Source organism: Amycolatopsis acidicola, assembly GCF_007713735.2.
In the GTDB taxonomy this organism is placed as follows: Bacteria; Actinomycetota; Actinomycetes; order Mycobacteriales; family Pseudonocardiaceae; genus Amycolatopsis_E; species Amycolatopsis_E acidicola.
The window spans coordinates 1-11,673 of the sequence record NZ_VMNW02000078.1 but is presented as its reverse complement, the minus strand read 5'-3'; the positions used below and the strand labels follow the sequence as shown (position 1 = coordinate 11,673).

Annotated in this window: 13 protein-coding genes; 6 read left to right on the top strand and 7 right to left on the bottom strand. The window is 69.7% G+C overall.

Annotation, left to right across the window (positions count from 1 at the left end; translation table 11 throughout):
* Positions 1 to 61 precede the first annotated feature (61 nt).
* Together FPZ12_RS34940 and FPZ12_RS34935 are read left to right on the top strand one after the other, a co-directional pair.
* A complete protein-coding gene (locus FPZ12_RS34940; protein WP_144758817.1) occupies positions 62 to 652 on the top strand; it encodes a TetR/AcrR family transcriptional regulator in 591 nt (196 codons plus the stop codon).
* Positions 649 to 1,299 carry a VC0807 family protein gene (locus tag FPZ12_RS34935; RefSeq protein WP_144758814.1) on the top strand — a complete coding sequence of 217 codons (651 nt, stop codon included), beginning with the start codon at positions 649 to 651 and terminating at the stop codon, positions 1,297 to 1,299. Before FPZ12_RS34940 ends, FPZ12_RS34935 begins: the two co-directional genes overlap by 4 nt.
* Here FPZ12_RS34935 and FPZ12_RS34930 read toward each other — a convergent pair.
* Together FPZ12_RS34930 and FPZ12_RS34925 are read right to left on the bottom strand one after the other, a co-directional pair.
* A complete protein-coding gene (locus tag FPZ12_RS34930; protein ID WP_144758811.1) occupies positions 1,283 to 2,230 on the bottom strand; it encodes a DivIVA domain-containing protein in 948 nt (315 codons plus the stop codon). The two genes, FPZ12_RS34935 and FPZ12_RS34930, sit on opposite strands and share 17 nt — an antisense overlap.
* A 71-nt stretch (positions 2,231 to 2,301) precedes the next feature.
* A complete protein-coding gene (locus tag FPZ12_RS34925) occupies positions 2,302 to 3,516 on the bottom strand; it encodes an FAD-dependent monooxygenase (RefSeq protein WP_144758808.1) in 1,215 nt (404 codons plus the stop codon).
* 106 nt (positions 3,517 to 3,622) lie between these two features.
* Here FPZ12_RS34925 and FPZ12_RS34920 point away from each other — a divergent pair, with 106 nt between their 5' ends.
* On the top strand, positions 3,623 to 4,516 hold the full coding sequence (locus FPZ12_RS34920) for a TetR/AcrR family transcriptional regulator C-terminal domain-containing protein (protein WP_144758805.1): 894 nt from the start codon (positions 3,623 to 3,625) through the stop codon (positions 4,514 to 4,516).
* A 52-nt stretch (positions 4,517 to 4,568) separates the two neighbouring features.
* Positions 4,569 to 5,951 carry a serine/threonine-protein kinase gene (locus FPZ12_RS34915; protein ID WP_150980630.1) on the top strand — a complete coding sequence of 461 codons (1,383 nt, stop codon included), beginning with the start codon at positions 4,569 to 4,571 and terminating at the stop codon, positions 5,949 to 5,951.
* Between the two features lies 1 nt (position 5,952).
* On the opposite strand, the gene FPZ12_RS34910 is transcribed toward FPZ12_RS34915, so the two are convergent.
* Genes FPZ12_RS34910 through FPZ12_RS34890 form a run of 5 tightly spaced genes read right to left on the bottom strand, consistent with a single transcriptional unit; the run spans position 5,953 to position 10,467 of the window.
* The gene (locus tag FPZ12_RS34910; protein ID WP_144762085.1) at positions 5,953 to 6,693 is read right to left on the bottom strand and encodes an HAD family acid phosphatase; all 741 of its coding nucleotides are present in this window, start codon (positions 6,691 to 6,693) and stop codon (positions 5,953 to 5,955) included.
* A 47-nt stretch (positions 6,694 to 6,740) separates the two neighbouring features.
* Entirely contained in the window at positions 6,741 to 7,892 is a 1,152-nt protein-coding gene (locus FPZ12_RS34905; RefSeq protein ID WP_144762082.1) for a THUMP-like domain-containing protein, read from the bottom strand.
* Positions 7,893 to 8,861 (bottom strand): class I SAM-dependent methyltransferase, encoded by a 969-nt coding sequence (locus tag FPZ12_RS34900; protein WP_144762079.1) that lies wholly within the window; start codon positions 8,859 to 8,861, stop codon positions 7,893 to 7,895.
* Position 8,862: 1 nt separating this feature from the next.
* The gene (locus tag FPZ12_RS34895; RefSeq protein WP_144762076.1) at positions 8,863 to 9,642 is read right to left on the bottom strand and encodes an enoyl-CoA hydratase/isomerase family protein; all 780 of its coding nucleotides are present in this window, start codon (positions 9,640 to 9,642) and stop codon (positions 8,863 to 8,865) included.
* Between the two features lie 60 nt (positions 9,643 to 9,702).
* Positions 9,703 to 10,467, bottom strand: coding sequence for an ABC transporter ATP-binding protein (locus FPZ12_RS34890; protein WP_144762094.1), 765 nt, complete (start codon positions 10,465 to 10,467; stop codon positions 9,703 to 9,705).
* A 280-nt stretch (positions 10,468 to 10,747) separates the two neighbouring features.
* Between FPZ12_RS34890 and FPZ12_RS34885 the strand changes: the two genes are divergently transcribed.
* Positions 10,748 to 11,287, top strand: a complete 540-nt coding sequence (locus tag FPZ12_RS34885) for a cysteine dioxygenase (RefSeq protein WP_144762073.1) — start codon at positions 10,748 to 10,750, stop codon at positions 11,285 to 11,287.
* A gap of 11 nt (positions 11,288 to 11,298) precedes the next feature.
* Positions 11,299 to 11,670 carry a rhodanese-like domain-containing protein gene (locus tag FPZ12_RS34880; RefSeq protein WP_150980636.1) on the top strand — a complete coding sequence of 124 codons (372 nt, stop codon included), beginning with the start codon at positions 11,299 to 11,301 and terminating at the stop codon, positions 11,668 to 11,670.
* Positions 11,671 to 11,673 lie beyond the last annotated feature (3 nt).

The following is an 11,673-nucleotide window of genomic DNA, read 5'->3' as shown; positions in this document are numbered from 1 at the left end:
TCAGGCCCAAGGAATTACTTGACCACTGACAGGAATTACCTGCATGAGGTACTGTTTACTCATGCAGGTAAGCGAGCGGAGCTTCACGGCCAACGCGCGGCGCGCGCAGATCGTCGCGGCGGCGATCGAGACCATCGCCGAGCTGGGCTATCCGCAGGCGTCGTTCGCGAAGATCGCGGAACACGCGGGGCTGAGCAGCACGCGGCTGATCTCGTATCACTTCGCGGGCAAGAAGGAACTGATGGAGCAGATCGTGGCCGAGGTCTACCAGCAGATCGGCGGCTACATGACCGAGCGCGTCGGCAGCCAGGAGACGCCGTCGGCCGCGCTGCGCGCGTACATCGAGGGCTACATCGAGTTCGTCGCCGAGCACCGCACGCCGATGAAGGCACTGCTGAGCATCTTCCTCAACGGCGCGCTGGACTTCGACCCGCAGGACGACGAGCGCGCGGTGCTCTCGCCGCTCGAGCAGATCCTGGCCGACGGTCGCAAGGCCGGGGAGTTCCGCGAGTTCGACGTGCGCGTGGTCGCGTCCTCGATCCAGCGCAGCCTCGACGGGATCCCGATGATGCTGGAGGCGTACCCGGACCTCGACCTGGCGACCTCCGCGCGCGAGCTGGTCGAGCTCTACGAACGGGGGATCCGGAAATGATCAAGGCACTGCCCCGGCTGCTCGACATCGCGCTGCCGATCGCCCTGTACTACCTCCTGCACGGGATCGGGTTCAGCACCTACCACGCGCTGCTGCTGAGCGCGGTGCCCTCGGTGCTGACCACCGGCTTCCAGTTGCTGCGCAACCGGAAGCTCAACGAGCTGGCCGGTTTCATGGCCGCGATGACGCTGCTGTCCGCGCTCGTCGCCGTGGTCAGCGGGGACGAGCGCTTCCTGCTGGCGAAGGAAGGTTTCCTCACCGCCGTGACCGGGATCTGGATGCTCGCCACCACCCGCGGGCGGCGGCCGGTGGTGTACCACTTCGCGCGGTTCCTGCTGGACGGCCGGATCGGCGGCGGCGAACCGTGGGAATCGCTCTGGGAGCGCTCGGCGTCGTTCCGCCGCGTATGGCGCACCGCGAATGTCATCTGGGGGACCGCGACACTGCTCGACGCCGGTGTCCGCTTCGCGATCGCCTACACGCTGCCGGTGAACCTGGTGCCCGCGCTGAACGGCGCCCAATACGTTGCGCTCTTCGTGTTCCTGCAGGTGGTCACGAACATCTACTACTTCCGCGCCGGGCTGTTCGACCCGCGCTCGCGGCTGTACGCCAAACCCGAACCGGTGCCCGCTACCCCGCGGCCTTGACCGGCTCCTTCAGCGGCTTCGGCTTCGGTTTCGGCTTTTCCTCCACCGCACGCGGCTTCGCCTTCGCGGACTCGTCCAGCTCGACCACCACCGTGTCGGGCTCGTCTTCCTTGCGCGGTATGGGCAAATCACCCGGCACTTCCCGCGGCTCCGCGGGCTCGACCTCGAGCAACGGGCCTGCTTCTTCGAGCAGGCGCTGGGTGTCCCGCAGCTGCTCGGACATCAGCTCGCGCACCGCGTTCGTCGAGTCGGCCTTGCGCTGGGCTTCCGCCACCAGGCTTTCCGCCTTCTCGATGGCCTCCTGCTCCAGCTCCTCGATCGCGCGCAGGGAGTTGGCGCGCCGGATCGCCATCGCCTCCTCGAAATCGGCCTCCACCTGCCGGCGGCGCCGCTCCGCCTGCTCGTCCAGCCGATGCCGGGCACGCGCCGCCTCCTCGGTCATTTCCTCGACCTGCTGAGCGGTGCGTTTCATGAGCGCTTCGTGCTCCTCGGCCGCTTCGCGACGCCGCTCGTCCACGTCCGCGACCAGGCGTTCGTGCCTTTCGCGCAGGCGCTGGCCCGCGTGCTCGGCCGCCGCCCAGCTGCGCTCGGCGGCGGCACGCGCCCGTTCGGTGATCTCCGTGGCCTCGTCCTCGGCCAGCTCCACCATGCGGAGCAGGCGCTCGGACAGGCCGTCGGCCTCGATGGGGCTCCGGCTGATCCGGTCGATCTTCGCCCGCAGCTTGTCGTTCTCGCTGCGCAGTTCCTCCAGCTGCCTGGCGAGCTCCTCGGCGCTGGCGGCGGCCGCGTTCCGATCACTGATCAGCAATCGCAGGTCGGCCTCGACGCGGCGGACGAACTCCTGTACCTGACGCGCGTCGTACCCGCGCCAGGACCGGTCGAAATCCGTACGTAGCGGAGCCAGATCCTCGCGAGTGTCCGCGCCCGTCATCAGCACCTCCCGAAGCGACAGTCCTTTATGGACTATTCAGCGAAAACCCGTTACTGCCAAGCATCCTCTTCTCACCGCGCTTCGTCCACCGTCTGCACCGACGAAAGGTACTTTTCCAGTGTGACGCTCTCGGCGTTGCCGCCGAGGTCTCCGGTGAGCTTCCGCCGCCATGGCCCGGCGAGCATCAGCCTGGTCAGTTGATCACCCAGCCAGATCACGCCCGCGCTGCGCGGCAGGAACAGTTTTACCCCACCAGGCATAGGTTTCTGGTTAGCCGAGACGTAACCTCCGAGCTTCCTCCGGTACTCCGCGAACGCCCGCGCGTGATCACCGTCCGACGCCGCGAGTTCACCCGCGAGCACATACGCGGCGACGATCGCCATGCTCGTGCCCATGCCGGCGGAACCACCGGAAACAGCGTCACCCACGAGTACGGCGCGCCCACGCGACCATTCCGGCACCGATACCATGCTTTCGCGGTCGAAGTAGAAATCACTCGTTTCCCACATGGACTCGACCATTCGCGGGATTTCCCAGCCACACTCCGCGAACGCCTCCGCGACGATCTTCTTCTGCGCGCGGGTGTCGCCGCGGTCGTAGGCCACCGGGGGCGCGGCGAAGAAGAACATGCCCCGCGTCTGCCCGGTCGCGGTCGGGTACAGGCTCGCCCGCCGCCGGCCGGGCAGCACGTGCATCGCCTGCCATCCGCCCAGGTCGAGGCCGGTTTCGGCGGCGAAGATCACCTTGTAGTACCCCTGGTCGCGGACGTAGTCCGGCTCCGGCCCGAAGGCCAGCCGTCGCACCCGCGAGTGCAGCCCGTCCGCGCCGACCACCACGTCGAACCGGCGCTCGGCGCCGCTGGAGAAAGTGACGTCCACACCCTCGTCGTGCTGCCGCAGATCGGTGATGGAATCACCGAAGACGTATTCCACGCCGGGCGTGGTCGCGTCGTACAGAATGCGCGCGAGATCGGTGCGCAGAATTTCCAGGTCCGCGATGATGCCGCCGGAATGCCCCGACAGTTCCGCGCCCCAGCGCCAGCGTTCCCTGTTCGCGGCGTCCACCACGCGGATGCCGACCGTGCCGGTGTGCCGCGCGCGCACCGACGGCATCAGCCCCATCAGTTCGATCACTTCGCGGGCGGAGCCGCGGACGTCCACCGCCTGGCCGCCCGTTCGTAGTTCGGGCGCGCGCTCGACGACGGTCACCTCGAAGCCGTAGCGGTGCAGCCAGTAAGCCAGCGTGGGTCCGGCGATGCTCGCGCCGGAGATCAGGATTCGCTTCATGCGTACACCGTACAAACACTTGCGGTACGGTGTAAAGTCTCCTAGTGCACCGGCTGTGAACAGCGAAGACAGCAACTAGAGCACTAGTACACCGGAAGGCCGCCAGATGGAGCACCCGTACCTCAGGATCGTCGCCGAGCTGCGCCGGCGCATCGCCGCCGGAGAGCTGAAACCGGGCGCCCGCGTGCCCTCCACGCGGCAGCTCACCCAGGAGTGGGGCGTCGCGATGGCGACGGCGACGAAGGCGCTGACCACCCTCCGCCAAGAGGGTCTCGTGCGCGCGGTCCAAGGCGTCGGCACAGTCGTCGCGGAGCGCGGGGAGGCGCCGCGGCAGGCGTCCGAAACGGAGCTGAACCGGGAAAGCATCGTGCGCGCGGCCATCGAAATCGCCGACGCCGAAGGGCTGGCCGCGCTGTCGATGCGCCGGGTCGCCACCGAGCTCGGCACCGCGACGATGTCCCTGTACCGGCACGTGCCCGGCAAGGACGACCTGATGCTGCTGATGACGGACGCGGTCTTCCTCGAAGAACCGCTGCCGGCCGAACCGCCGCCGGGAGCGCGCGAACAGCTGGAAACGCTGTGCCGCCTGCAGTGGCGCATGTTCCGCAGACATCCGTGGCTCGCGCGGAGCCTCTCACTCACCAGGCCGCAGCCGCTGCCGAACGGGCTGGCGCACACGGAATGGTCGCTGCGGGCGCTCGGCGACCTCGACCCCAAGGAGAAGCTCTACGCGTACTTGTCGCTGTTGAACTTCGTGCGCGGGATCGCGGTGAACCTCGAGGGCGAAGCCGAAGCGGAGCGGGACACCGGGCTGACGCCGGACGAATGGATGCAGACGCAGGAACCCGAGTTGCTCCCGCTTCTCGACGGCGGTGATCACCCGCATTTCACCGAGCTGGTCCGGCACGACATCGCGTTCGAACTCGACGAAGTGTTCGAGTTCGGCCTGCAACGGCTCCTCGACGGGATGGCTGACCTGCTCGTACCGCCGAAGCGGTGACACAGCCGGTAGCTTCGTGATCGAATCGCGCCGCACCCCGTAGCCTGACCGGGTGACCGGGACGGAAAGAGACGAGGATGACGGACGTCTGATCGCCGGCCGCTATCGGCTGGAACGCCGGATCGGCGGCGGCGCGATGGGCGTGGTCTGGCTGGCCAAGGACGAGCTGCTGGACCGAACCGTTGCGGTGAAACAACTCCTGCTCACCGCCGGGCTCAGCAAGGCGGAGGCCGAACAGGCACGCAAACGCGCGTCGCGCGAGGCGCGGCTCGCCGCCCGGTTGCAGCATCGGCACGCCATCACCGTGTTCGACGTCGCGGAGGACGACGGCCTCCCGGTGCTGATCATGGAGTACCTGCCCTCGCGCAGTCTCACGGAAGTCGTGGCGGCCGAAGGGCCACTGCCACCGGCCGAGGTCGCGCGGATCGGCTCGCACGCCGCGTCGGCGCTGGCCGCGGCGCATGCGGCCGGGATCGTGCACCGCGACGTCAAGCCGGGGAACATCCTGCTCGGCGAGGACGGCACCACCAAGATCACCGACTTCGGCATCTCGAAGGCCGCCGACGACGGAACACTCACCGGCAGCGGCAGATTCGCCGGCACCCCGGCATTCCTGTCCCCCGAGGCCGCGCGTGGCGAGAAGCCCGACGCGGCCTCGGACGTTTACTCCCTCGGCGCGACCCTGTACGCCATCGTCGAAGGCCGGTTTCCCTACGGTGACACCGAGAACCAGATGGCGCTGCTGTACGCGGCGGCCGCGGGCCGGTTCGCGCCGCCGCAGCAGGCCGGGCCGCTGACCGACGTGCTCGGCCGGATGATGCGGTTCGAGCCCGAGTCTCGGCCGACGATGGCGGAGCTCGCGGCCGAGCTGAGCACGATCACCGAACCGCCGGGCGAGAAGCGCAACCGCAAGCCGCTGCTCTACACCGGGCTCGCGGTGCTGGTGGTGGCCGCAGCGGTGGTCGCCACGGTGCTGCTGACGAAGGACGCCGGCCAGCCGGACGCCGGCGCGGCGCCGCCCGCCACGGCGACAGCCACCGCGACGGTCACCGCGTCCGCCCCGGCGTCGAGCTCGCCCGCGAGCGCGAGCAAGCCGACCACGACGCCGCCCAGCTCCCCGGCCACCAACGCGCCCGCGTCACTCACGCAGGCGGTGAGCGACTACTACGCGGTCATGCCCGGCAACCCGGAGGCGGGCTGGGCCAAGCTCGGCCCGGCACTGAAGGGCCAGGGCTTCGCCGCCTACAAGGACTGGTGGTCCAAGGTCAGCGGCCTGAAGGTGACCGACGGCCCGAAGCAGGTCGGCGCGAACTCGGTCCAGGTCACCATCGACTTCACCTACGCGGGCAAGCACTACACCGAGACCCACACCCTCGGCATGCTCGTCGAGAACGGGCAGACGCTGATCAACACCGACTCCAGCTACCACGGCTGAGTCAGGGCAGGTAGTACATCGGGTTCGGCAGCTTCACCGCGCGTTCGGCGCGCCCTCCTTCGAGGTCGCTGTACTGGTCGCCGAGGTTCAGCACGAGATGCGCGCCGGTGGCCTCGATGTGGGCCCTCGTGCCGGACTTGTACTCGACGGTCGTGCAGCTCAGCCCGCACGAGAGATAGTCCGGCGCGGCGCCCTCGGGCTTGAAGAACGCCTCCGCCGGAGCGGGGTAGCCCTCGTTGGCGAGGTTCTTCAGCGTCGCCGGGCCCTGATGCCGCGAACGCCCGGTCAGGAAGTACACCTTCACGCCGTGCTGCGCCGCCCAGTTGGCCAGTTCCAGCGTCGGCTCGATCGCCGTGAACGTGCCGTCGTCGATGGCCTGCTGCTGTTTGACGGGATCGAAGCCGAAATCGTTGTCCGCCTCCCAGCCATAGGTGATCTCGGAGGTGTCGTCGACGTCGAGCACGATCGCCGGGTCGGCGACGCCCTGCGCGAGCCTCCGCTCGAGGTACTGCCGCGCCTGGCCGACCTGACGCCGGGTGTCCTGCGCCCACTGGCTGGTTTCGGAGTAGTGGTGGTGCCCCTCAGCGTCCACGCTGTCGCCGTAGTAGGCCTTCACATCCAGCTTGACCTGGCCGATGTTGTCCGGCTCGGACGAGCCGCCCTGCGTGGCCAGCGCCGTCGTCCCTCCCGCGATGGTCGCCCCGATCGCCGCCGCGGCGGCGAGCTTCAGCAGTCCGGTCATCCTGCGCACCACGATGCCTCCCAAACGTCAGGTGAACGGAAGGCAAACTACGGAATGCGCACTGCCTCGCACAAGAAGGCGACCGGGGAGCGGCCGATCCGGGTCAGCACGACGGTGGCTTCGGCGGGCCCCTTCGGCTTGAGCCGCTTTCGCAGCGCGTCGGGGTCGACGTCGAGGCCGCGGACGAGGATCTCCAGCCTGCCCACCTCGCGCCGTTTGAGCTGGGCACGTAAGGATTTTTCGCTGTACGCCCCGTGTTCGAGGATCCGGAACGCGCGCACGCCCGGCGGCGGCTCGGCGCCGGTCAGGTAGGCGATGCGCTCGTCGAGCTGCCACAGCCCGTGCCGGGCGCCGTAGTGTTTGACCAGCCCGGCCCGCACCACCGCGCCGTCCGGATCGATGATCCACTCCCCGGGCTCGCCCGCGCCGATATCGTCGGGATCCCGGTCGGTGACTGTCCACTGTGTACCGTCGCGCAGCACCGTCGCCCGGCGGCCCGCGGTGGCAAGGCCCTCCGACCACAGGCAGGCCTCGCGCACCGTGCCGTCCAGCGAGACCAGCTCCACCTCGGCCGCCCACGACATCCCGGACCAGTCCAGCCCCGGCGCGCACTTCACCGCGAGATCACGGCCCGCAAACGCTTCCACCAGCTGGTCCAGCGGCGGGGCGAAGTCCTCCGGGCGCCAGCGGCGGCCCCGCGAATCGCGCCGGGCGGGGTCGGCGACCACCACCGCGTCCCTGCTCACGGGGTGCAGCGCGTCGGCCAGCGCGAGCGGCACGTCCGGGCAGTTGAACCGGGCCATCGCCAGCCGCACACTGTCCACATCGGACCCGAGACAGCGCCGGGCCGTCTTCGCCAGCTCCGCGAGGTCGGCGCCGATCGAGCAGGTCACGTCGTGCACGTCGCGCCCGGCCAGCCGTGACGCCCGATGGCGCGCCACGGCCGAAGCGCTCGCCTGCTGCAGCGCGTCGGAGGTGAACAGCCAGTCGGTGCGGTCGAGCTTCCAGGCCGCCTTGCGGCGCAGCACCACGGTTTCCAGCACGGCCGACGCGTGCTCCCCGACCAGGCGCCGGGCGGTCTCGACGTCGGCGATGCGGGTTTTGTCCGTCAGCGGCAGCTCGGCGCAGGCCGCCAACGCGCGCTCGCCCTCGGCCGAGCGCAGGAACGCGACGTCCGAGGGCGAGAACGAGTACGGCAACTAGAGCTCGACGGGGGCGCCGGGCTTGGTGCCGGTGATCATCACGTTGTAGAACAGCTCGCGCGGGAGCACCTTCGACAGCAGCTTCTTGTCCAAAGCGGACAGTCGAAGCCACAGGTGGTAGGCGAACAGCCGCCACTTCACGGTCAGCTTCTCCTGCGGCACGGCGGCCTCGAAGGTACGGATCGGCCAGCCGGCCAGCGCCGCCGCGAACTCCTCGGTGACCGCCTTGACGTCCACCGCGCCAGCGCCCAGCGCCCAGCGCTCCAGCTCCTTCGGGTCGAACGTGTGGATGTCGACCACCGCTTCCAGCGCCGCGGCACGGGAGGACTCGTCCAGCTCCTCCTGCGGACGGCGCCAGCCGCTGAGCGGGCCGAGCTTGGTGACGTTCGTGGTCAGCCACCAGGTGAGCTGGCCGAGCTTGCGCGCGTAGAAGTCACCGATCTTGGTCGGCTCACCCGCGAACACGAACCGCCCGCCCGGTTTGAGCACCCGCAGCACCTCGCGGAACGAGGCCTGCACGTCCGGGATGTGGTGCAGCACCGCGTGCCCGACCACGAGGTCGAAGCTGTTGTCCTCGTACGGGATCGCTTCGCCGTCGGCCACCCGGCCGTCGACGTCGAGGCCGAGGTTCTCCGCGTTCCGCAGCGCCACCTGGACCATGCCCGGCGACAGGTCGGTGACCGAGCCCTTCTTGATCACCCCGCCCTGCATCAGGTTCAGCAGGAAGAAACCGGTGCCGCTGCCCAGTTCCATCGCCGTCGGGTAAGGCTGCTCCGCCTCGCCCGCGACCGCGTGGAAGACGTCGGTGGCGTAGGTGATGCAGCGCTCGTCGTAGGAGATCGACCACTTCTCGTCATACGTGCCCGCTTCCCAGTCGTGGTAGAGCACGTTGGCGAGCTTCGGGTCGTCGTAGGCCGCCTTGACCTCTTCGGCCGTGGCGTGCGGGTTCGGCGCTGGGTCGGTCATGTCACTTCCCTTCGAAGGTGGCCTTGCCCGGCCCGTTCTCGATGAAGGACTGCATGCCATTGCTCTGGTCCTCGGTGGCCCACAGCGAGGTGAACAGGTACGTCTCCAGCTTGAGCCCGCTGGCGAGGTCACCGTCGAGCCCGCCGTCGATCGCCGCCTTGGCGTTGGCCAGCGCGACGGCCGGGCCGTTCACGAACTGCCCCGCCCACTTCTTCGCCGCCTCGTACACGTCGTCCGGCGCCACGAGCTCGTCCACGATGCCGAGGCTGAGCGCCTCCTCGGCCTTGGCGAACCGGCCGGTGAAGACCAGGTCCTTGGCCGCGCTCGCGCCCGCGAGCCGGGCGAGCCGCTGCGTGCCGCCCGCGCCGGGGATGATGCCGAGCAGGATCTCGGGCTGCCCCACCTTGACGTTGTCGCCCGCGATGCGCCTGTCCGCGGCCATCGCCAGCTCGAGCCCGCCGCCGAGGGCGTAGCCGGTGACGGCGGCGACGACCGGCTTCGGGATGGCGGCCACCGCGGCCACGGTGTTCTGCAGCGCCGTGCCGAAGGCGCGCATCTCCGCGTACGAGCGGGCGGCCATCTCCTTGACGTCGGCGCCACCGCAGAAGGTCTTCTCCCCGCCGTAGAGGATCACCGCGCGCACGTCGGCGCGCTCGCTCGCCTCCTTGGCCGCCTGACCGAGCTCGGTCTGCACCTGATTGCTGATCGCGTTCACCGGCGGCCGATCCAACCTGATCGTGCCGATGCCACCGTCAACCTCGAGCCGTACGAACTCGCCCACGCTCAGTCCTCCTTAACTGGTCAGGCCCAGCTGGTCAGGCTACCGGCCGGTAAGGGAACCCTACCGACGTCGTGCGAAGAAGCGATCACCCGAGCGCTCCAGCACCAGATCCTGGTCGAACGTCTTCGACAGGTTCTCGGCCGTCAGCACGTCGTCGATCAGCCCCGCCACCACCGCGCGCCCCTCGCGCAGCAGCAGCGCGTGCGTGAAGCCCGGCGGGATCTCCTCGACGTGGTGCGTGACCAGCACGGTGGCCGGGGCGTCGGGATCCATGGCCAGCTCGGACAGCCTGGCCACCAGGTCCTCGCGGCCGCCGAGGTCGAGCCCCGCGGCGGGCTCGTCCAGCAGCAGCATCTCCGGGTCGGTCATCAGCGCACGGGCGATCAGCGTCCGCTTCCGCTCGCCTTCGGACAGGGTGCCGAACGTGCGATCGCCGAGATGTGTGATTCCCATCGCACCGAGCAGCTCGTTGGCGCGGTCGTAGTCCATCTTGTCGTACTCCTCGCGCCAGCGGCCGATCACCGCGTAGCCGGCGCTCACCACGACGTCGCGGACCAGTTCGTCCCCGGGGACCCGGCTCGCGATCGCGGCGGAGGTGAAGCCGATGCGGGGACGCAGGTCGAAGATCGCGACCTTGCCCATCCGCTCGCCGAGCAGGTCGACCGTGCCGGTACTGGGGTGCGACTCGGCGGCGGCAAGGCGCAGCAGCGTGGTCTTGCCGGCGCCGTTCGGGCCCAGCACCACCCAGCGCTCGTCCAGCTCCACCGACCAGTCCAGATCGGCCAGCAGCACGTTGCGGCCACGGCGGACCCCCACGCCCGACATCCGCACCACGAGGTCGTCAAGGTTGTCCGTCTCGCTCACGGCTTCATTGTGGCCGTCGTGGCGGGTGGCACTGGCGGCGGCCCCGTACCAGAACGTGGGACGTCACATGGTGTAGCGGGAACCCGTGGCACCATGCGGTCCGTGACCACCTTCTGGCGTGATCGCACCGTCGACCTGCTCCTGGTCGCGTCGAGTGGCTGTACGCGCACGCGACGCGCTTGATCCTGCCCGCGTCGCGTAGCCGAATCCCACTTCCGCCGCGACTTCACCGGAGCATCCGTTGACCCAGACCATCGCCGACGTCGAAATCCACCCGCGCCTGACCACGCGGCTCCCGGCGGAGCTGCTGCACCCCGAACGTCTACTTTGGACGTCCAGGGAGCTGGCCGGGCTGACCCGGCACGTCACCGCCGAACTGACCGGACCGCTGTCCGAGCTGCTGCACTTCGACGCCGAGCAGCGCTGGTGGGCCCGGCTCGCCCTCACCGACGGGGTCGAGCTATGGCTGCTGTCCTGGCTGCCCGGCCAGCACACCGCGCCGCACGACCACGGTGGCGCCGCCGGTTCGTTCACCGTGCTGCAGGGCGAACTCGCCGAGGAGTACCGCTACCCCGGCGGCCCGATCCGCCGCCGCACGCACCTCGCGGGCGAGGGCATCGGGTTCGGCGCCGGGCGCGCGCACCAGGTGACCGGCGCGGGCACCACCCCGTCCGCCAGCGTGCACGCCTACTCGCCGCCGCTCGTCCCGACGCGGCAGTACCGCACCCTGGACGAGGTGCCCAGCGAAATCCCGCCGCTTCCGGCCATACTCGACCGGTGACCGTCGAAGAGATGCTGGCCGCCGCCCGGTCCACACTGGACCGGGTGGACCCGGCCGGGGCGCGCGCGTTGCAGGACGAGGGCGCGCTCATCGTGGACATCCGCCCGGAGGCCAACCGCGCCGCGGAGGGTGAGATCCCCGGTTCGGTGCAGATCGAGCGGATCCACCTGGAATGGCGCCTCGACCCGGTCGGCCCGCACCGCCTGCCGGAGGCCGACGGGCGGGTCGTCGTGGTGGTGTGCAACGAGGGATACGCGTCGAGTCTCGCCGCCGCCGACCTGCGGCGCCTGGGAGTCGAGGCCACGGATCTGGATGGCGGGTTCCGGGCTTGGGCCGCGGCTGGGTTGCCGATTCGGGGTGGCCCGACACCCACCGTCCCCTAACCC